The sequence below is a fragment of the Cognatishimia activa genome (assembly GCF_017798205.1).
GTDB classification, from domain to species: domain Bacteria; phylum Pseudomonadota; class Alphaproteobacteria; order Rhodobacterales; family Rhodobacteraceae; genus Cognatishimia; species Cognatishimia activa_A.
The window spans coordinates 2,951,157-2,970,706 of the sequence record NZ_CP060010.1; the positions used below are offsets into that span (position 1 = coordinate 2,951,157).

The 19,550-nt window shown below is 56.2% G+C and carries 18 protein-coding genes and 1 tRNA gene; 6 read left to right on the top strand and 13 right to left on the bottom strand.

Features of this window, described 5'->3' with window-relative positions; translation table 11 throughout:
* Entirely contained in the window at positions 1-222 is a 222-nt protein-coding gene (locus HZ995_RS14620; RefSeq protein ID WP_209356391.1) for a hypothetical protein, read from the top strand.
* On the top strand, positions 219-1,388 hold the full coding sequence (locus HZ995_RS14625; protein WP_209356392.1) for an HD domain-containing protein: 1,170 nt from the start codon (positions 219-221) through the stop codon (positions 1,386-1,388). The genes HZ995_RS14620 and HZ995_RS14625 overlap by 4 nt, the downstream gene beginning before the upstream one ends.
* Here the strand turns inward: HZ995_RS14625 and HZ995_RS14630 are convergent.
* Positions 1,385-2,179: a class II glutamine amidotransferase gene (locus HZ995_RS14630; RefSeq protein ID WP_209356393.1), complete on the bottom strand. Its 795-nt coding sequence runs from the start codon at positions 2,177-2,179 to the stop codon at positions 1,385-1,387. The two genes, HZ995_RS14625 and HZ995_RS14630, sit on opposite strands and share 4 nt — an antisense overlap.
* Before the next feature lie 190 nt (positions 2,180-2,369).
* Between HZ995_RS14630 and typA the strand changes: the two genes are divergently transcribed.
* Positions 2,370-4,187: a translational GTPase TypA gene (typA, locus tag HZ995_RS14635; RefSeq protein ID WP_209356394.1), complete on the top strand. Its 1,818-nt coding sequence runs from the start codon at positions 2,370-2,372 to the stop codon at positions 4,185-4,187.
* Between the two features lie 55 nt (positions 4,188-4,242).
* Here the strand turns inward: typA and HZ995_RS14640 are convergent, their stop codons facing one another.
* From HZ995_RS14640 to recA, 6 genes are all read right to left on the bottom strand, one after another.
* Complete coding sequence (locus HZ995_RS14640) at positions 4,243-4,632, bottom strand: VOC family protein (RefSeq protein ID WP_209356395.1); 390 nt, start codon at positions 4,630-4,632, stop codon at positions 4,243-4,245.
* 83 nt (positions 4,633-4,715) lie between these two features.
* On the bottom strand, positions 4,716-5,003 hold the full coding sequence (locus tag HZ995_RS14645) for a DUF1330 domain-containing protein (protein ID WP_209358285.1): 288 nt from the start codon (positions 5,001-5,003) through the stop codon (positions 4,716-4,718).
* Positions 5,003-5,290: a DUF1330 domain-containing protein gene (locus HZ995_RS14650; protein WP_209356396.1), complete on the bottom strand. Its 288-nt coding sequence runs from the start codon at positions 5,288-5,290 to the stop codon at positions 5,003-5,005. Before HZ995_RS14650 ends, HZ995_RS14645 begins: the two co-directional genes overlap by 1 nt.
* 17 nt (positions 5,291-5,307) lie before the next feature.
* Positions 5,308-7,974, bottom strand: coding sequence for an alanine--tRNA ligase (gene alaS / locus HZ995_RS14655; protein ID WP_209356397.1), 2,667 nt, complete (start codon positions 7,972-7,974; stop codon positions 5,308-5,310).
* Between the two features lie 99 nt (positions 7,975-8,073).
* Positions 8,074-8,625 (bottom strand): MOSC domain-containing protein, encoded by a 552-nt coding sequence (locus HZ995_RS14660; protein WP_209356398.1) that lies wholly within the window; start codon positions 8,623-8,625, stop codon positions 8,074-8,076.
* 5 nt (positions 8,626-8,630) lie between these two features.
* Positions 8,631-9,707 carry a recombinase RecA gene (gene recA, locus HZ995_RS14665; RefSeq protein WP_209356399.1) on the bottom strand — a complete coding sequence of 359 codons (1,077 nt, stop codon included), beginning with the start codon at positions 9,705-9,707 and terminating at the stop codon, positions 8,631-8,633.
* A 193-nt stretch (positions 9,708-9,900) separates the two neighbouring features.
* Between recA and HZ995_RS14670 the strand changes: the two genes are divergently transcribed.
* The gene (locus HZ995_RS14670; RefSeq protein ID WP_209356400.1) at positions 9,901-10,506 is read left to right on the top strand and encodes a gamma-glutamyl kinase; all 606 of its coding nucleotides are present in this window, start codon (positions 9,901-9,903) and stop codon (positions 10,504-10,506) included.
* Here HZ995_RS14670 and HZ995_RS14675 read toward each other — a convergent pair.
* From HZ995_RS14675 to HZ995_RS14695, 5 genes are all read right to left on the bottom strand, one after another.
* Positions 10,477-12,126, bottom strand: coding sequence for an ATP-binding protein (locus HZ995_RS14675; protein ID WP_209356401.1), 1,650 nt, complete (start codon positions 12,124-12,126; stop codon positions 10,477-10,479). The genes HZ995_RS14670 and HZ995_RS14675 overlap by 30 nt on opposite strands.
* A 15-nt stretch (positions 12,127-12,141) precedes the next feature.
* Positions 12,142-12,798: a hypothetical protein gene (locus HZ995_RS14680; protein WP_209356402.1), complete on the bottom strand. Its 657-nt coding sequence runs from the start codon at positions 12,796-12,798 to the stop codon at positions 12,142-12,144.
* A 107-nt stretch (positions 12,799-12,905) separates the two neighbouring features.
* The gene (locus HZ995_RS14685; RefSeq protein WP_209356403.1) at positions 12,906-14,060 is read right to left on the bottom strand and encodes an RsmB/NOP family class I SAM-dependent RNA methyltransferase; all 1,155 of its coding nucleotides are present in this window, start codon (positions 14,058-14,060) and stop codon (positions 12,906-12,908) included.
* Entirely contained in the window at positions 14,060-15,508 is a 1,449-nt protein-coding gene (guaB, locus tag HZ995_RS14690; protein ID WP_209356404.1) for an IMP dehydrogenase, read from the bottom strand. The genes HZ995_RS14685 and guaB overlap by 1 nt, the downstream gene beginning before the upstream one ends.
* 79 nt (positions 15,509-15,587) lie before the next feature.
* Positions 15,588-16,493 carry a DMT family transporter gene (locus tag HZ995_RS14695; RefSeq protein ID WP_209356405.1) on the bottom strand — a complete coding sequence of 302 codons (906 nt, stop codon included), beginning with the start codon at positions 16,491-16,493 and terminating at the stop codon, positions 15,588-15,590.
* Positions 16,494-16,758: 265 nt separating this feature from the next.
* On the opposite strand from HZ995_RS14695, the gene HZ995_RS14700 reads away from it, so the two are divergent.
* On the top strand, positions 16,759-18,801 hold the full coding sequence (locus tag HZ995_RS14700; protein ID WP_209356406.1) for an ASKHA domain-containing protein: 2,043 nt from the start codon (positions 16,759-16,761) through the stop codon (positions 18,799-18,801).
* A gap of 54 nt (positions 18,802-18,855) precedes the next feature.
* Positions 18,856-18,929: transfer RNA gene (locus tag HZ995_RS14705), tRNA-Gly, on the top strand.
* Positions 18,930-18,948: 19 nt separating this feature from the next.
* On the opposite strand, the gene HZ995_RS14710 is transcribed toward HZ995_RS14705, so the two are convergent.
* A complete protein-coding gene (locus HZ995_RS14710; RefSeq protein WP_209356407.1) occupies positions 18,949-19,308 on the bottom strand; it encodes a hypothetical protein in 360 nt (119 codons plus the stop codon).
* Positions 19,309-19,550 lie beyond the last annotated feature (242 nt).

The window sequence follows — 19,550 nt, forward strand, 5'->3', positions numbered from 1 at the left end:
ATGAGCTACGTTGAAAACCTGGGCGAAAAGCTCGCACGTGATGTTCTGAAGGCCCAAAAGGAAACGGGCGATCTGAATATGGTGCAGACCATCGGCCAGGTTCTTGAGGCCTCGTCCTCGACTTTGCACGAAGCCTATATGACCGCCGTGCGCGTCTATGACGCCGAAGAGCGCGCGCGCAAGACGCTTGCCCAAATGCTCGGGAGCCAGCCGCCACGATGACGAAGACGCTCGACCAACAGATTGATTTTCTGAATGAAATCGACAAGTTGAAGAGCGTCACCCGGTCAAGCTACATCGTGGATGGTTCGCGATTTGAGAATTCAGCCGAACATAGCTGGCATCTGGCGCTCTATGCTTTGATCTTTGCGCCTCATGCTGGCGAGGACGTCGACATCCTGCGCGTCATTCAGATGCTTTTGTTGCATGACATTGTCGAGATCGACGTGGGCGATCATCCGATTGACCTCCCCACCGACTGGGAGGCTGTCGCCGTCGCAGAGCAAGCCGCCGCAGCGCGCATTTTTGGTATGTTGCCGGCCGCTCAGAGCACGGTTTTGCGGGAGATCTGGCAAGAGTTTGAAGCCGCGCAAACCCCAAGCGCGCGGTTTGCCAAAGCGCTGGATGCCTGCCAACCGATCTTTCAAACCCTTAACAACGCAAGGGAAATCCCAGATCACGTCGAGATCGTTCAGGACAACCTCAAAACCGGACGCGCCCGTATGTTGGTCGACCGCTTCCCCGAAGCCCATGCCTATGCGTCTCAGGAACTTGGATGGACAAAGGAAAGCCCCTCACAGGACTTTTTGAAACGTCTCGCGTTCCTTATCGAAGTCGACCGCCTGAAAACCGTCACCCGAGCCACGAAACTCTGCGACAACTCGCGTCGTGAAACCAGTGGCGAACACTCTTGGCACATCGCCATGTATGCATGGGTCCTGGCTGAACATGCTCATGCAGATATCGACGTCGCGCGCGTCTTAAAGATGTTGCTGATCCATGATCTGGTGGAAATCGACGTCGGAGACGCCCCGATCCATGGCGACCATGACATTGCTGACATCGAAGCGAAGGAAGCCGCCGCAGCAGGCCGCATCTTTGGCCTTTTGCCCGACGCACAGGGCCAAGAGCTACGCGCCCTCTGGGACGAATTTGAATCCGCAGAAAGCGATGACGCGGTTTTTGCGAAATCCGTGGACCGCGTGCAGCCCGTCAACGCCAACCTCGAAACCGGCGGCGGCAGCTGGGTGGAATACAAGGTCTCTCGCCAGCAACTCGAAGACCGCGTCGGCTGGAAAGTCGCCAAAGGCGCGCCGGATCTTTGGGATCACCTTCAGGCGCGCATTGGGGCTTGGTTTGAGACCAATGCTGAAAAGCTAGAGGCCTAGGCCGCGACCTCGGCTCGGTTTGGATTAAAGTCCATTTCGCTAAGCCCTTCAGATGTAATCGAAATCATCTTCCCCGGAGCCAGCTCGATCCATCCGTCCTCATCGGTTTCCAGCGGCTCGGACACCACGGCCCAGCCCCGCCGCGTTTCGCTATACCGATAGTAAACCGACGGTGCGATATGGTCGCTGGAATACCGCGCGGCATAGAGCGTTTTCCCATCTGAGAATGCCGCTAAAAGCCGCATATGGGGCGACTCTCCGGTTTCGCGGCTCTGGCTTTCCAGCCACGCCACCGACTGCTCCAGCGCAGCGCAGGGGTCGTGATCCAAGCCATATCCCAACGCCAAGAGGAACAGAACTTCGCTGTCCGTGCCACCCAAGCGTTTGCCATAGAGGTCGTCTGGAACAGCCATATCGGCGGCCTTGCGAAACTGTTCAAAGCCGCCAACCTGACCGTTGTGCATGAAGGTCCAATTCCGCGCGGCAAAGGGATGGCAATTGTTGCGCGAGGAGCTGGCGCCGGTCGACGCGCGCACATGGGACAGGAACAGCCGCGATTTCACCTGATGTGCCAATGACCGCAGGTTTGGATCCGACCACGCGGGATAAACATCCCGGTAAAGTCCCGGTTCCGGTCGCGCGTCATACCAAGCGAGCCCAAACCCATCCGCATTGGTGGTCGTTTTGCATTCCGTGGCCTCAACACTCTGCGCCACCAAAGAATGGTCCGGTCTCGTGATGATATCTTCCAGGTAAATCGGTTCCCCGATATATGCGGCCCAACGGCACATGATCTGACCCTCGCTTTGTGATTGGCCGGGGGTATAGCCACCGTGCGCCCCAACCGTCTATGCCTCGGGATGCACAAGCGCGATGTCAGATCTGCACAGTCGCCACCACATAGCGCCTATGCACGCAAGAGGGCTGGTGTTTTCTGCACTGCCGCGTTAAGGGCTGCGCGAACATATCAAGGGCAGACTCATGGATCTCCGCAATATCGCGATCATCGCACACGTTGACCACGGCAAGACCACGCTGGTGGACGAGCTTCTCAAGCAATCTGGCGCGTTTCGCGAGAACCAGGAAGTGGCCGAACGTGCCATGGATTCCAACGAGTTGGAAAAAGAACGCGGCATTACCATCTTCGCGAAACCGACCTCGGTGGAGTGGAAAGGCACGCGGATCAATATCGTGGACACTCCTGGTCACGCGGACTTCGGCGGCGAGGTTGAGCGGATTCTGTCCATGGTCGACGGCGTTGTTCTGCTGGTGGACGCGGCCGAAGGCCCGATGCCTCAGACCAAATTCGTGACCTCCAAAGCGCTGGCACTGGGTCTGCGCCCAATCGTGGTTCTGAACAAAGTCGACAAGCCCGATGCAGAGCCAGATCGCGCGCTGGATGAGTGTTTTGACCTCTTCGCGTCGCTGGATGCGGACGAAGATCAGCTTGATTTCCCACATCTTTACGCCTCTGGTCGTTCCGGCTGGGCGGATGCAGATCTGGATGGTCCCCGCAAAGACCTGCACGCGCTGTTTAACCTTGTGGTCAACCACGTCCCTGCCCCGCGCCAGGTCGCGAAACAGGACGATGATTTCCGCATGCTGGCCACCACGCTGGGTTCTGACCCCTTCGTGGGCCGTATCCTGACTGGCCGCGTTGAAAGCGGCAAACTTAAGGTCGGCGCAACCGTTCAGGCGATTTCCCGCATCGGTCAAAAGATCGAGCAATTCCGGGTCACAAAGATCCAAGCCTTCCGTGGCCTTGCGCAACAAGACATCGAAGAAGCCACCGCAGGCGACATCGTCTCGCTCGCGGGCATGTCCAAAGCGACCGTGGCCGACACAATCTGTGCCTTGGCGGTCGATGAGCCTCTGGAAGCGCAACCGATTGATCCGCCCACCATCACCGTGACCTTTGGCATCAACGACAGCCCTCTGGCAGGTCGTGACGGCAAGAAAGTTCAGTCGCGGGTGATCCGTGATCGTCTGATGAAAGAGGCCGAGTCCAACGTCGCGATCAAAATCACCGACACACCAGGTGGCGAAGCCTTTGAGGTTGCGGGTCGTGGCGAACTCCAGATGGGGGTTCTGATCGAGAACATGCGCCGCGAAGGCTTTGAACTGTCGATCTCACGCCCTCAGGTTCTGATGCGCGAAGAAGACGGCCAGAAAATGGAGCCGATCGAAGAAGTCACCATCGACGTGGATGACGAATATTCTGGCGCAGTGATCGAAAAACTGACCGGCGCGCGCAAAGGCGATCTGGCCGAGATGAAACCGGCGGGTGCTGGCAAAACCCGCATTATCGCGCATGTGCCATCGCGTGGTCTGATCGGCTATCACGGCGAATTCCTGACCGACACGCGCGGTACCGGCGTTCTAAACCGCGTGTTCCACTCCTGGGCCCCTTACAAAGGCGCGATCCCGGGCCGTCGCGCGGGCGTTCTGATCTCGATGGAGAACGGCGTGTCCGTGGCCTATGCGCTCTGGAACCTGGAAGAGCGCGGCAAGATGATGATCGGCGCTCAAGAACAGGTCTATCAGGGCATGATCATTGGCGAACACAGCCGTGACAATGATCTCGAGGTGAACCCTCTGAAGGGTAAGAAACTGACCAACGTGCGGGCTTCTGGGTCTGATGACGCAGTGCGCCTGACCACGCCGATGAGCCTGTCTTTGGAAGAGGCGATTGCCTATATCAACGACGACGAGTTGGTCGAAGTGACCCCGAATGAGGTGCGTCTGCGCAAACGCTATCTGGATCCGCATGAACGTAAGCGGATGTCCAAGCAGGTCTAAGGACAAGTGGGGGCCAGCCCCCACACCCCCGGGATATTTCCAGCAAGAGAAAGACTTACGCGTCGGGTTTTCCGACGTGTTGGTCAAAAAGGATGGTATTGCCATCGGGGTCGGTCAGCATGAAACTGGCCGGTGCGGTGCCGTTTGCATCAGCGGGCGTCTGGATGTCGATCCCTGCAGCTTGGAGGCGGCTTTGAATATCGCGTACGTCTTCGAACGCGCCATCAACAGCAGCCGCGTCTTGCGTCCAGCCCGGATTGATTGTTAGAATATTACCCTCAAACATGCCCTGAAACAGGCCGATCACAGCCTCTCCGCTTTTGAGGATCGCATAGTTGTGCTCGCTACCGTCATGGAAGCTCTCAAACCCGAGTGTTTCATAGAATCTAATTGAGGCCGCGAGGTCTTTGACCGCGAGGCTTACGGAAAATGCGCCGAGTGACATGTCACTGGTCCCCCTTAATTTTCATACTAGGGGGAGCCTATCAGGCGATTTCAGATATCCTAAGGAGAAAGCGGTTCGTGAGGCTACTCAGAGGTTTCCACGACCATAAGTTCGCGTTCAGACGCGCCGCGCGCATGGCTTAGCGCCTCTTGGTACTCTGGGCTGTGGTAGCAGGCGACGGCTGTGTCGACGTCAGGGAATTTAGCGACCACATTGCGCGGGCGTTCTTTGCCCTCAAGCTGCACGAAACGACCTGCGCGCGCGATGAAATGGCCACCGTGTTTGGCGATCGCAGGACCGGCGAGCTCGGCATATTTGCCATAGGCCTCAGGGTTAGTAACGGTCACATGAGCAATCCAGAGCGCGGGCATCATTCGTATCCTTCTACAATCACAACGGTTCGGTTCGAGCTGCGCAGGGCGATCGGCAGGATCGCCTGATATTCGTCAGACTGGTACCAGGATTCAGCGACTTCGCGGCTGGGGAATTCGATGATCACATGGCGATCGGGTGCCGGACCTTCGACCACAGATTGAAACCCGCCTTTGGCCAGGAACCTGCCGCCAACCTTCTTGGCGCTGGCGACAGTTTGTTCGGCGTAGGTCCGGTAATCCTCGCGGTTGGTGACCTCAATCCCTGCGATTACATATGCCACCATCCGCGAATTCCTTTTCGTTAAAGCAGCGCTTCGGCAGCTTTGATCGCGGCCTCAGCATTGCTGGTGTCTTTGGCGCCACCCTGGGCCATGTCCGGACGACCACCGCCGCCTTTACCACCCAATTCAGCCACCGCAGCGCGTACGATGTCAACGGCGTTCAGATCTTCCGTTAGGTCCTTTGTAACGCCTGCTGCAACGGCCGCTTTGCCGTCGGCATCTGCGATCAAAAGAACCGCACCGGATTCGATCCGCGCTTTATGTTCATCAATCAGCGCCGGCAGGTCGCGCCCCGACACACCTTGCAGCACCTGAGCGATGAACTTCTTGCCATTGATCTCTTTGACTTCCGGACCAGAGCCCTGCCCTGCGCCACCTGCCATCGCGAGTTCGCGACGCAGTTGCGCGACTTCGTTTTGCAGGGCTTTGCGTTCATCCATCAGAGATTTCACGCGATCCAAGGCGTCCGTTGGCTGTGCTTTGAGCAACCCAAGAATGTCTCCAAGGCTGGCGGCCTCGGCTTGCGAATGCGCCACAGCCGCCGCGCCTGTCAGCGCCTCGATCCGGCGCACGCCTGCAGAGGACGCGCTGTCGCCCAGGATCACCAGTGCGCCGATGTCACCGGTCTGTTTGACGTGTGTGCCGCCGCAAAGCTCCAAGGAATATGTGTTTCCGTCCAGACCTTTACCAGTATCGGCGCGGCCCATGGACACGACGCGTACCTCGTCGCCATACTTCTCGCCAAAGAGCGCCTGCGCGCCAATGTCACGAGCGTCATCCGGCGTCATGATGCGGGTTTCGACAGGAGTGTTCTGGCGGATATAGGCGTTCACCTCATCGGCAACCTGGGTCAGCTCTTCCGCTGACAGCGCCTTGGTGTGGCTAAAGTCAAACCGCAGACGATCTTCTGCATTCAGCGAGCCACGCTGCGCCACATGTTCACCAAGCGCATTGCGCAGAGCCTCATGCAACAGGTGAGTTGCCGAGTGGTTCGCGCGGATCGCGGTGCGGCGCGCGTGATCGACCTCCAGTTCGACTGGATCGCCTTTGGTCACAGTGCCTTTTTCGACCAGCACCTTATGGGCATAGACCTTACCGTCCGCGAATTTGCGCGTATCCTGAACCAGAGACACATCATCGCGATTGTCCAGACGACGGATCACGCCCGTGTCGCCAACCTGACCACCAGACTCCCCATAGAATGGGGTTTGGTTCACGATCACCCAGCCAGTTTGACCCGCTTCCAGCGCGTCAACCACATTTCCGTCTTGCACCAGAGCCACAACCTGCCCTTCGGCCTTTTCGGTGTCATAGCCAAGGAAGTCCGTCGTGCCTGCTGTGTCGAGCACATCAAACCAAACCGTATTGTCCGCAGCTTCTCCAGAGCCCGCCCAAGCCGCGCGCGCCTTGGCTTTCTGCTCTTCCATCGCTGCATCAAAGCCGTCGGTGTCAACCTCACGGTCCTTCTCGCGCAATGCATCCTGTGTCAGATCGAGCGGGAAGCCATAGGTGTCATAGAGTTTGAAGGCCGCGTCGCCCGACAAAGGCGCGCCCTCTTCAAGCCCATCGAGCTCGTCATCAAGCAGCTTGAGACCGCGGTCCAAAGTCTGTTTGAACCGGGTTTCTTCCAGTTTCAACGTTTCTTCGATCAGCGCTTGCGCCTGCGTCAGCTCAGGATATGCCGCGCCCATCTGCTGCACCAAAGCTGGCACCAAACGGTGCATCACAGGATCCTTCGCCCCGAGCAAATGCGCATGACGCATCGCGCGACGCATAATGCGACGCAGGACATAGCCTCGACCATCGTTAGACGGCATCACTCCGTCCGAAATCAGGAAGGACGTGGAGCGCAGGTGGTCTGCAATCACGCGGTGATGCACGTTCTTGTCGCCGTATGGATCAACTGATGTGGCATCCGCAGACGCTTCGATCAGCGACTTCATCAGATCGGTTTCATAGTTGTCATGGCTGCCCTGCAGCAGCGCGCCGATCCGCTCCAAACCCATGCCAGTGTCGATGGACTGCATGTCCAGCGCCTTCATCGAGCCGTCTTCGAACTGTTCGTTCTGCATGAAAACGACGTTCCAGATTTCGATGAACCGGTCGCCGTCCTCTTCGGGGCTACCGGGAGGGCCTCCCCAGATGTGATCGCCGTGATCGTAGAAAATCTCGGTACAGGGACCACAAGGGCCAGTCGGCCCCATCTGCCAGAAGTTATCCGAGGTCGCGATGCGGATGATCCGATCCTCTGGCACACCGACTTTCTTCCAGATTTCAAAAGCTTCGTCGTCGGTGTGGTAGATCGTGGTATAGAGCTTGTCTTTCGGGATATCGAACTCTTTGGTGATCAATTCCCATGCAAACGGGATCGCGTCATCCTTGAAATAATCCCCAAACGAAAAGTTCCCGAGCATCTCGAAAAACGTATGGTGACGCGCTGTATAGCCGACGTTGTCCAGATCGTTGTGCTTACCACCTGCGCGCACGCATTTTTGCGAGGTCGTCGCGCGCTTATAATCGCGGGTTTCGACACCAGTAAACAGGTTTTTGAACTGCACCATGCCCGAATTTGTGAACATCAAAGTCGGGTCGTTTCTGGGCACCAATGGGCTTGAGGGCACGATCTCGTGGCCCTGTTTTGCGAAATAGTTCAGAAAGGTCGACCGGATGTCGTTCAAGCTTGGCATGGGTAGGCTCTTTTAAGGTGTTTCACACGTCAAAAGTGGGTTTATCCTTAGCCAAACAAGGTGTCCACAGGCGAGTGGACTGTTTTGCGCATCAAGTATTTATGCGGTGAGTTTTTTCACGATATCTCCGTTACGAATGACACCATTGCTTTCAATCGAACAAAGAATGCCGCGCAGCCGATATTTCACATTCTCAGGATCATTGATCCAATCAAAACTCTCGCGCCCATAGCGGACTTTCCACTTTGCGCAGGCGGTGTTGAACTCTTCAGAAACCTTAAGGACCACATCGCCGACCTGTAGACGTTGCCCCACGGGCAGGTTTTCATAACTTAGGTCCATATCCAGAATGAACGTATCGCCCGGATGCGCAACATTCTCGCGATCGCGCCACACGGCATCCAATACACGGCTGTTCAGAATGCAGACCTGAATCTGAGGGTCCGGACTACCATCTGGTAGCTTCAACCAAGGCTGCGTTGCCCAACGCTCGCCTGGAATGCCGTTTTCTTTGGTGAATTCCATCTGTTCCGGAAAGGCACGTTGATTTCGGCCTGGCCTGGAACACAACATAGAAACGGCCGCCCCATCTTTTGGAGCGGCCAGTATCTCAGGCAAGAGGTCATCAAGCTCTGATCGGGTGATATGCACTTGGGCTATCCTTCAAGCAACTCGTCGTCACCTTTTTCACCCTCAGGCAAATCAAAATCAAGCCCATGCGCGGCGCGGATTTTATCTTCGATCTCAAGCGCGATTTTTGGGTTCTCCTTCAGGAAGGTCTTCGCGTTCTCACGCCCCTGCCCAATCCGCTCGTCGCCATAGCTGAACCAGCTGCCAGACTTCGCGACCACACCAGCTTTGTTACCCAGATCAAGCAGCTCGCCCATCTTGGAAATGCCTTCGCCATACATGATGTCGAATTCCACCTGCTTGAACGGAGGCGCAACCTTGTTCTTCACAACTTTCACGCGGGTCGCGTTTCCGACGACCTCATCGCGGTCCTTCAAAGCGCCGATCCGGCGGATATCCAAACGCACAGAGCTATAGAATTTCAGAGCATTACCGCCAGTGGTCGTCTCTGGGCTGCCAAACATGACGCCTATCTTCATCCGGATCTGGTTGATAAAGATCACCATGCAGTTTGACCGCGCGATCGAACCCGTCAGTTTCCGCATCGCCTGGCTCATCAGACGTGCCTGGACACCCACGCTGCTGTCGCCCATGTCGCCTTCAAGCTCGGACTTAGGTGTCAGGGCCGCAACAGAGTCGACGACGACCATATTCACGGCACCAGACCGCACCAAAGTGTCTGTGATTTCAAGCGCCTGCTCACCGGTATCCGGTTGCGAAATCAGCAATTCATCGAGATCCACACCCAGCTTACGGGCATATTGCGGATCCAGCGCATGTTCGGCATCCACAAAGGCACAAACGCCGCCTTTTTTCTGTTCCTCTGCAATGCAATGCAGAGTCAGTGTGGTTTTACCCGAACTTTCAGGGCCATAGATTTCAATGATCCGGCCCTTTGGCAGACCGCCAATGCCCAGAGCGATATCTAGGCCCAAGGAGCCGGTCGAGGTCGCCTCAATCTCCTGGATCGCATTGCCCTCGCCGAGCTTCATAATCGAGCCCTTGCCGAATTGGCGTTCAATCTGCGCCAAAGCGCTGTCCAGCGCCTTTTGCTTGTCGTTGGAAGTCTTGCTGCTCATGTTCAGTAAATCTGCCGTTGCCATTGGTTCACTTCCTTATTCCACACCCAGACTTGGGCGGCAATGATTGCTTGTGTTCTCTTCTTGTTCTCATCTTTATGAGATCAAAACAAGAACATTTCAAGAAAATAATTTCAATTCTACTTTTTATGATCTGGGTTAAGCGTTAGTTTACAGGATAGATAAAACACTCGAAATCGAGGCATGAGACGAGTAAATGCTTGTTTTCTGGAAAGAAAAACTGGTGATCCTCGCGGTCCCCAAGACCGGCACGACGGCATTGGCCAAAGCTTTGGGATCATCTGCCGACATCATCATCAATGATCCTCCGGAACTCAAGCACGCGCCGCTCTATCGTTACAATCGGTTTTTCAGGCCGATGTTTGAGAAAGCATGCAAACAAGAGCACATGGATGTGATGGCGATCATGCGCGAGCCCGTCAGTTGGTTGGGAAGTTGGTATCGCTATCGGCAGAGAGGTTTTCTTGACGGGAAACCCACCTCTACTCGTGGGATCAGTTTCGACGAATTTGTTCAGGCTTATCTTTCCGACGACCGCCCGCCTTTTGCCAACGTCGGAAGCCAAGCCAAGTTTCTTGAGCCTCGTCCCAATGGAACGCAAGTTTCCCATCTTTTTCGATATGAAGCTCCCGCTCGGATGTTGGCTTTTCTCAGTGAGCGTTTAGGTCGCGAAATTTCTTTGGATCAGGTGAATGTGTCCTCACAGGCCGACCTGACGCTTTCGGCAGAGACACGAACCAGACTTCAAACCGTTCATTCCGCAGATTTTTCGCTATACGAGTCCCTCAACGACCCGATTTAACTGTTTGTCAACCGTGGCGGTCAGCTGCGCCAATGAAAACGGCTTTGGCAGAAAGGTCGAATTTTCGATACTCAGCCTGTCTTCACTGAATTTCCCATCTGCGTAGCCTGAGACAAAAATGACCGGCGTGTCTGGTCGTTCGGCGCGCGCCTTTTTCACCCAGCTTGGGCCGTCCAATCCAGGCATAATGACATCCGTCACGATAAGGTCGATCCTTAGTTCCTTGTCTTCAAGAATCTTCAACGCCTCTGTCGCGGCCCCAGCTTCAAGAACGGTAAGCCCTTTGATCCGCAGTGCGCGCGCAGCAAAAGCCCGCACCGGCGCCTCGTCTTCGACCAAGAGAACGGTGCCCGCAACGGCAGGCGACAATGCGAGTGGTAGCTCCGTGGCATCCTCGGTTGTGAGTTGCACCTCCGGGGACACGGCGGGGAACAAGAGCCTGAAAGTGGTTCCTTCGCCGACTACACTATCGACAAAAATAAATCCCCCGGACTGTTTTACAATTCCATAGACCGTTGAAAGGCCAAGCCCCGTTCCCTCACCAACCGGCTTCGAGGTATAGAAGGGCTCAAACACCTGCTGAAGCTTGTGCTCTGGGATCCCTACCCCGGTGTCACGCACCTCGACACTGACATATTCTCCGACTGGTACGGTTGCGCGATCCCGAACAAGTGCACTATCCAGATTGAGATTTTCGGTTTCGATAGTGATGACCCCGCCCCCTTCCATCGCATCGCGTGCGTTGACCACGAGATTCATGATCACCTGTTCAAACTGCTGTCGATCCACACGGATGGCGTTCAAGCCATCGCCATTTACGACATCCAGTCGATAGTTATCCCCCACCAAACGGTTCAAAAGGTGAGTCAAATCGGCCAGAGTCTGTTCCAGATGGCTAACCTCAGGCTGCAATGTTTGTTTGCGCGAGAATGCCAGCAATTGACCAACGAGGCTGGCTGCCCGGTTCGCGTTCTGAGATATTTGCGTCAGATCCGCGAATGCCTCGTCACCCTTGTCGTGACGCAAAAGCAAAAGATCGCAATGCCCCGTTATGGCTGTCAAAAGATTATTGAAATCATGCGCAACACCGCCCGCAAGCTGTCCAATTGCCTGCATTTTCTGACTTTGTACGAATTGCGCCTCAAGCGTCTTTAGCTCGGTCGCATCATTGAGAACGGCGTAAAGAGCCCCTCCGTCGCTATCCGTCATTTGGCCAAGCGTCACCTGCAGGAAGGCTTCAAGCGACTCTGTTTTTAAACGCAAGAATTCGGTGGACGTGTCCGACCTGCCCTCAGACACTTCTTTAAGCCAATCCTCGAGTGGCCGACCCAAGCCTTCAAACAGGTCCCGAATTCCTGTGCCCTCTAGGGTATCCACATTTATTAGACCTCGCGCAGCGCGATTGGCCTGCAGGATCTCTCCGTCGCAGTTGAGTTTTAGCGTCGCGACCGGAAGATCTTCGAACGTCAACGAAATGTAGCCTTTGGCAGCCTCATGTGCGGGCAAGATGCAGATCTCTTTCCGCACGCGCGTGTCACCAATTGTCTGAAGAAAACACGGCAGAAGACCGCTCTTGGTTCGCAACGTGTTAATGCTGCCGAAATAAGGTGCGTCATCCACAAGTATCTCGGACAATTACGCAAGCCGATCACCGAACAAACTTCGCGCAGCCGCGTTCATGAATAAAATCGAACCATTCCGCCCAACCGTGATCAGCGGCACAGAATGGTCCTCGGGGACGGCAGGAGTAGCGTCGCTGCGTCCGGTCACTTCCCACAAAAAGAGGTCCTTTTCGATGTGCGTAACACAGAGATCGGTCATCCCCTTTCGCGTGACCAATGTTTCCGTGGCGTGTTGCTTTAAGCGTGCGGCGTCATGCAGCCGGCTCAGCGTGTCTTGCGCATCCACGATAAAGACGCTCAGCACCTTGATCAGATTGGATTCGATGAGGCCATCGTCCCGTGCGGCGTCGTTGCGATAGAAAACCTCCCCATCCGAGGACACCAAAAATTTCTTTTCTGAATCTTTGCCGATGACCGATTGCATGCGCTGCGCAAGCCCTTTCGCAGTGTTGCGCATTAGTCTGGCGTATCCCCATAGAACGACCGGCAAAGCCAAAAGACCGGCCGCGACGCTAACAGCGAAAACCTTTAAAACCAAGACCTCGACGAAAAAACTGGATAGTGCCGCGATGAGCGCAAGTGACAGTATCACTTTGGTCCACGACTGCGACCGGTCAGCCCCCTGTCCTGGCGGTGCAATGTTTTGTAAAATCAATACGAAGCCCTGCATTCATCTGCTTTCTCATCACGAAATTGCCGCAGAAATTCTTTACGAAGCCTTAAGCGCTTCGATTTAAATCGATCAATTGCCACAGAAAAAGGTAAAGCTCTGAGGAATCAGAGTTTTTGTAATACGGCCGCAAAAAAACCGTCACAGTTTTGGAGCGGCGTCCACTGGGTCTGAGCTTTAATGCTCCATTCGGGATGCGTTCTCAAAAAGGCTGCGACCTGTTCTTCATTTTCTGAGTGACACATAGAACACGTAGCATACACCAGCGTTCCATCAGGCGTGACCAAGTGGCTCGCCTGATCCAGAATCTCCGCCTGAAGCTTTAAAAGCTCTTCAAAGTCTTGCCGTGTCATCCGCCATTTTCCTTCCGGATCACGGCGCCAGGACCCGCTACCCGAACAGGGCACGTCGCAAAAAACCAGATCGAAGGGCTTTGCGGAATTCAGGTCATCAGAGCCTAATATACGCGCTTTATGCCCTGCACGTTTGGCGCGGACGGGCAGATCCTGCATCCGACGCGGGATCGCATCATGGGCGCAAAACGTTCCATCAACGCGCGCGGCCATCGCCAAGAGTTTGCCCCCACCGCCCGCGCAATAATCAAGCACGCGCGTACCATTGCGCAGAGGCAAAGCCTCAATGGCGGCCTGACTGGAGGCATCCTGTAATTCGACAAGTCCACTTTGGTAAGCACCAGATTGTGCAATCTGGCGCGCGCCATTTAGGACGGTCAAAGCAGTGTCGCTGGCCGGGTGGGGTTCTGCTTCGATGCTTTGCTGCCTTAGGGTCTCAATGGCCGCTGGGCGATCCGTTTTACGCAGGTTACAGCGCAAGATAACAGGTGCACGCTCTTTGAGTTTGGCCTCAACCAACTCAAAATCTTCGCCCAACGTTTGACGCAACTCTGGTATCGCCCACTCTGGAAGATCATACCCCACGATGGGTTTGTCACTTGGCAGCTCTGCAGGTTGCAGCTTGTCAGGTCCATAGCCGTCGCCTGCAAACAGCGCATCCAGATCCTGATCTTGCAACGTTAGTAGCCCCATCATCAGAGATCGCCCGGTCAGCCCACCACCAACCTGCTCGCAGCTATTGCGACGGCGCAGGACATCATAGACATGATCCCGAATGGCCGCGCGGTCCTTGGATCCGGCAAACCGAGACCGGCGCGCCCAAGCGGTTAAGGCGCGCTCGGCTGGCGCGCCCTCAAGGATCTCATCAAGGATCTCAATTGCTGCCTGAACACGGGCCGCCGGACGCATCAGCCGATCCGGTAGTTCGGGCTCTCGCGGGTGATCTGCACGTCATGCACGTGGCTTTCCTTAAGCCCCGCACCGGTGATCTTCACGAAATTGCAGTTCTTGCGCATCTCTTCGACGGTCGCATTGCCCGTATAGCCCATAGCCGCGCGCAAGCCGCCGACGAGTTGGTGGATCACAGCGCCAGCGGATCCCTTATACGGCACCTGCCCTTCGATGCCTTCCGGCACCAGCTTGTCGCTTGCGGCATCTTTCTGGAAATAGCGATCAGCCGAGCCGCGCGCCATGGCACCAAGGCTGCCCATACCGCGATAGGATTTGAACGAACGACCATTATAGAGGATCACTTCGCCCGGAGATTCATCCGTGCCCGCAATCATCGAGCCAACCATGGCACAGGAGGCCCCTGCCGCGATGGCTTTAGCAAAGTCACCCGAGAATTTGATGCCACCGTCCGCAATCACAGGCGTATCACCCGCTGCGCGTGCACAATCCATGACGGCCGAGAGCTGTGGGACACCGACCCCTGCCACCATTCGTGTGGTACAGATCGAGCCCGGCCCGATACCGACTTTCACCGCATCAGCCCCCGCATCAATCAACGCGCGGGTCGCATCATAGGTGGCGACATTGCCCGCGATCACCTGCACTTGGTTGCTCTCGCGTTTGATGCGCTGCACAGCTTCGATCACGCCCGCGGAATGCCCATGCGCCGTATCTACGACCACAATATCCACTCCGGCATCAATCAGCTGCTCAGACCGCGCGAAGCCACTGTCGCCAACCGACGAAGCAGCTGCCACGCGGAGCCGTCCGAGGTCATCCTTACAGGCCGTGGGGTTCAGAACAGCTTGTTCGGTGTCCTTAAGCGTCAAGAGACCCGTCAACTTGCCAGCCCCATCGACCACCAAAAGTTTCTCGATCCGACGCGCCTTCATGAGGCTCTTGGCTTCTTCGAGATCCGCAGGTTCCTGCAACATCGCCAGATTGTCGGAGGTCATCATGACGGACACTGGCGTGTCATCCGATGTCGCAAACCGCATGTCGCGGTTGGTCACGATGCCGACGACCTTGCCCGCGTCATCTACCACTGGGAACCCAGTCACACGATAGCGCTCTTGCAGGGCTTTCGCGTCCGCCAGTGTTTGATTGGCCTTCAATGTGATCGGGTTATACACAATCCCCGATTCAAAGCGCTTCACCCGGCGGACCTGTTTGGATTGCTCTTCCACATCAAGGTTCTTGTGAATAACCCCCATGCCGCCCGCCTGCGCCATGGCAATCGCCATTTTCGCCTCGGTCACCGTGTCCATAGCAGAACTCAGCAGCGGGATATTCAGAGCGATGGATTTCGTCACCCAAGTGCGTGTATCCGCGGTTGTCGGCAGCACCTCAGAGGCGCCGGGGACCAGCAAAACATCGTCAAAGGTAAGGGCCTCACGAATCTCCATCACACATCTCCTTGGGTGGGGTCGTTTGGCGCCTCTCTATTTCACTTATCGGCCAAAGAGGAAACCCCCATTCCGCCACTTATGCAGGGGTTTGACGCGATTTCAGCAGGGAATAAATCGGCTCGAGCGCCCCGGCGGTGGTGATCACCACGACACCGAGCGCTTCACGCAGGCCAAAAGGCTCTCCGGCCCAGATCGCGGCGGTGATCGCGCCGACGCTGACTTCGGTCATAAAGAGAATGCCAATGAGGCCCGGGCTGATCACGCTCGCCCCCCACATCAGAGCAAAAGCGGGTGGTATGATCAGTATGACGGCGACTGGGATCATCCAATAGAGCACTGAGACAATGGCGGTTAACGATGGATCCGCCCCAGCGCCCTCCAGAGGCAGCAGTGTCATGGCCAAGGCCACCAAACTGCTCATCACAAAGAAAGTCAGCGCGAAATCCACGCCCTTCCCCGGCCCCGCCGCTTTGATCCGCACAGCCGCAAAAGCCCAGATGATACCAGATGCCAAGCCCATCCAATCGCCGACATTCATGCGGATCTGGAAGTTCTCTTCAAAGCGGATGATCAAACAGAGGCCCAATAAAGCAAGCACAATTGTCACGAGGCGGACGCGTGTGATCGGTTCGTTTTGCGTGAAACGCGCCAACAACGTGCTCCAGAGTGGCGTCAGATAAAACAGCAGCAAGGCGCGCACCACATCGGTGAAGATCAGCGCACCGGAATAGAGCACCAAAGAGATGCCGGCCAAAGCGCCTCCGACCGCGAGGGACATGCCGCCGTTCAAAATCGAGCGCGCGCGGTAGAAAATGAGCGGCAACAACAACGCCGTGGGCAAGATCTGGAACACAACCACCGCCCAAACGCCCGAAATCCCAACCTGCTCAAGCGCGCGCAGCGGTATCCAAAATACGCCCCACAACACGCCCGAGATCGCGATTGCGATCATAGCAATGGTCTCAACGCGATGTGAGGTCATGTTGGGCGGCTCAAAGCAGTAGTAGATTCGTTTCTCCGAGAAACCATGACAAACCGGCTGAAATTTGGGACTCACTTTCCGCCCGAGATACGCGGAGATGCGACATTGGCGACAATTTCAACGCAGTTTCACCCATCCGCGCCGTAACTACGCATTTCACATACCAATTAATGCCGCTCTATGTCGTGAAAATGGCGTTTGTCGCCTTTCCCTTTGCGACAATCCTCCTATTGTTGCCTCACGACTTAGACTGACAGGTATCCTCATGAGCTCTGACCCACTCGTCATCTTCACCCCTTCGGGCAAACGCGGCAATTTTCCTGTAGGCACGCCAGTCCTTACGGCGGCGCGTCAATTGGGCGTCGATCTGGACTCGGTCTGCGGCGGCCGCGGGATCTGTTCGAAATGTCAAGTGACGCCCTCGGTCGGAGAATTCCCGAAACACGGGGTGACCGTCTCTGAGGACGCGCTGAGCGAGTGGAACGCGGTTGAAGAGCGCTACAAGTCCAAACGCGGATTGATAGATGGCCGCCGTTTGGGCTGTCAGGCGACCGTGCAAGGCGATGTGGTCATCGATGTGCCGCCGGAAAGTCAGGTCCACAAACAGGTGGTGCGCAAACGGGCTGAGGCGCGGGACATTACCATGAACCCCTCGACCCGCCTTTACTATGTCGAGGTCGAAGAGCCCGACATGCACAAGCCATCTGGCGATCTGCAACGCCTCTATGAAGCGCTGAAAAATCAATGGGATGTGGACGTTCAACGGGTTGAGATGAACATTCTGCAAGACGTGCAGAAAGTGCTACGCCAAGGCCAATGGAAAGTCACTGTTGCGGTGCATCTTGGCGACCACCTGCGCCGTCCAAAGATCATGCATGTCTGGCCCGGCTTTTATGAGGGCACGATCTATGGCCTCGCGGTAGACCTTGGCTCCACCACCATCGCGGCCCATCTTTGCGACCTTAAGTCTGGCGAGGTCATCGCCTCTTCGGGCCTCATGAACCCGCAGATCCGGTTTGGCGAAGACCTCATGAGCCGCGTCAGCTATTCCATGATGAACGAAGGCGGTGACAAGGAAATGACCCGCGCGGTTCGCGAGGGAATGAACGCGCTGTTCGTGCAGCTGGCGGCCGAAGCTGGTGTCGACAAGGCCCTGATCGTGGATGCGGTCTTTGTCTGCAACCCGGTTATGCACCACCTCTTCCTCGGCATTGACCCCTTCGAACTGGGCCAAGCGCCGTTTGCGCTGGCGACGAATGAGAGCATTTCTCTCTCGGCCCACGAGTTGGATCTGAACATTCACCCTTCGGCGCGCATCTACCTCTTGCCCTGTATCGCAGGCCATGTCGGCGCGGACGCGGCAGCTGTTGCTTTGTCAGAAGCCCCTGACAAGTCAGAGGAACTTGTCTTGGTCGTCGACGTTGGCACCAACGCCGAGATCCTTCTGGGCAATACAGACAAAGTCCTTGCCTGCTCGTCCCCAACAGGCCCAGCCTTTGAGGGTGCTCAGATTTCCTCCGGCCAACGCGCCGCCCCCGGTGCCATCGAAAAGGTCGAAATCAACCCCGAGACCAAGGAACCCCGCTTCCGCGTCATCGGCTCGGACATCTGGTCCGATGAAGACGGTTTCTCTGAGGCGATCGCCACCACCGGCATCACCGGCATCTGCGGCTCTGGCATCATCGAAGTCATCGCCGAAATGCGCATTGCGGGCATTCTGGATGCCTCTGGCCTCATCGGATCCGCTGAACAAACCGGATCCGCTCGCTGCATCGCCGACGGGCGCACCAACGCCTACCTGCTCTGGGATGGCTCCGCCGACGGAGGTCCAACCATCACGGTCACCAACCCAGACATCCGCGCGATCCAGATGGCCAAGGCGGCGCTCTACTCCGGCGCGCGGCTCTTGATGGATAAGTTCGGCGTCGACACTGTGGACCGCGTGACCCTCGCCGGGGCCTTCGGCGCCCATATCTCGGCAAAACACGCAATGGTCCTGGGCATGATCCCCGATTGCACCATCGACAAGGTCACAAGCGCAGGTAACGCCGCAGGCACCGGTGCGCGAATTGCTTTGCTGAACACCGACGCGCGTCGTGAAATCGAAGAGACCGTGCGCAAGATCGAGAAAATTGAAACCGCTGTAGAACCGCGTTTCCAAGAGCATTTCGTCAATGCCTCAGCGATCCCCAACAGCGTCGATCCCTTCCCGATCCTTGAGAGCATCGTCACCTTGCCTTCCGTCAGCTTTAACACCGGAGGCGACAAAGAAGCCGCTGGCGGACGTCGCCGTCGCCGTCGCGGATAAGGCCTCAGACCCGCTTGACGCCCTGCGCGTCAGGCGGTACCCCCAAGACATCGAGCGGGTATGGTGAAAAGGTATCACACGAGCTTCCCAAGCTCTGGTTACGGGTTCGATTCCCGTTACCCGCTCCAAGCCTTCAGAAATCTGGTCTCAGCGCGCAATTCCACCCACAGATGCCAATGGCTTGCGCTTACAAAAATCGTAGGTGGCGATATAGCTCTCGTTTCGACGACTATAGGCAATCCCTGCGTCGCACCCCATAGACCCGTCAAAGTAACGTGTCACACCAGCAGCCCCCGCAATCGCACCAGTTTGTTTAGACGACAACACACGCAGGCTAAGACCTGCGCGCGATTGCGCGTCAGACGATCCTCCGGAACTCACCGGACCGATCACCCAGGACACACCTGCAAAAAGCGTTGGATCGAAATCATCGGCTAAGCGGAGCCCCTGGGCCTGCGACGTCCCTGCGGACAAAATAAGACAAGAAATGACAGCAAATTTTCTCATGACAAACTCACGTAAAAAGATGCGCCCACACTGGCAAATCCTACGCGAGATCATGGAACTTTCGAGTAACGTAGGGGCAATTGTTAAAGGTCTGTTGCCTGCCAGCACCTACGAAATCAACATTAAAAACATGGGATTATGATTGTACAAAATTTGGCAACAATACTTGGGCGCATCACAGGAGATGAGACCCGTGTCACACGATAACTTGCCTTGTTTCAAACAACAGAGCGACCGTGCTA

What these genes read in the sequence shown, in the direction of transcription:
- HZ995_RS14710 (WP_209356407.1), bottom strand. Translation starts at nt 19,308, where the DNA reads ATGAGAAAATTTGCTGTCATTTCTTGTCTTATTTTGTCCGCAGGGACG.
- HZ995_RS14640 (WP_209356395.1), bottom strand. Translation starts at nt 4,632, where the DNA reads ATGTCACTCGGCGCATTTTCCGTAAGCCTCGCGGTCAAAGACCTCGCG.
- typA (WP_209356394.1), top strand. Translation starts at nt 2,370, where the DNA reads ATGGATCTCCGCAATATCGCGATCATCGCACACGTTGACCACGGCAAG.
- HZ995_RS14620 (WP_209356391.1), top strand. Translation starts at nt 1, where the DNA reads ATGAGCTACGTTGAAAACCTGGGCGAAAAGCTCGCACGTGATGTTCTG.
- HZ995_RS14670 (WP_209356400.1), top strand. Translation starts at nt 9,901, where the DNA reads ATGCTTGTTTTCTGGAAAGAAAAACTGGTGATCCTCGCGGTCCCCAAG.
- HZ995_RS14680 (WP_209356402.1), bottom strand. Translation starts at nt 12,798, where the DNA reads ATGCAGGGCTTCGTATTGATTTTACAAAACATTGCACCGCCAGGACAG.
- alaS (WP_209356397.1), bottom strand. Translation starts at nt 7,974, where the DNA reads ATGCCAAGCTTGAACGACATCCGGTCGACCTTTCTGAACTATTTCGCA.
- HZ995_RS14645 (WP_209358285.1), bottom strand. Translation starts at nt 5,003, where the DNA reads ATGCCCGCGCTCTGGATTGCTCATGTGACCGTTACTAACCCTGAGGCC.
- HZ995_RS14685 (WP_209356403.1), bottom strand. Translation starts at nt 14,060, where the DNA reads ATGCGTCCGGCGGCCCGTGTTCAGGCAGCAATTGAGATCCTTGATGAG.
- HZ995_RS14650 (WP_209356396.1), bottom strand. Translation starts at nt 5,290, where the DNA reads ATGGTGGCATATGTAATCGCAGGGATTGAGGTCACCAACCGCGAGGAT.
- HZ995_RS14695 (WP_209356405.1), bottom strand. Translation starts at nt 16,493, where the DNA reads ATGACCTCACATCGCGTTGAGACCATTGCTATGATCGCAATCGCGATC.
- guaB (WP_209356404.1), bottom strand. Translation starts at nt 15,508, where the DNA reads ATGGAGATTCGTGAGGCCCTTACCTTTGACGATGTTTTGCTGGTCCCC.
- HZ995_RS14630 (WP_209356393.1), bottom strand. Translation starts at nt 2,179, where the DNA reads ATGTGCCGTTGGGCCGCATATATCGGGGAACCGATTTACCTGGAAGAT.
- HZ995_RS14625 (WP_209356392.1), top strand. Translation starts at nt 219, where the DNA reads ATGACGAAGACGCTCGACCAACAGATTGATTTTCTGAATGAAATCGAC.
- HZ995_RS14700 (WP_209356406.1), top strand. Translation starts at nt 16,759, where the DNA reads ATGAGCTCTGACCCACTCGTCATCTTCACCCCTTCGGGCAAACGCGGC.
- recA (WP_209356399.1), bottom strand. Translation starts at nt 9,707, where the DNA reads ATGGCAACGGCAGATTTACTGAACATGAGCAGCAAGACTTCCAACGAC.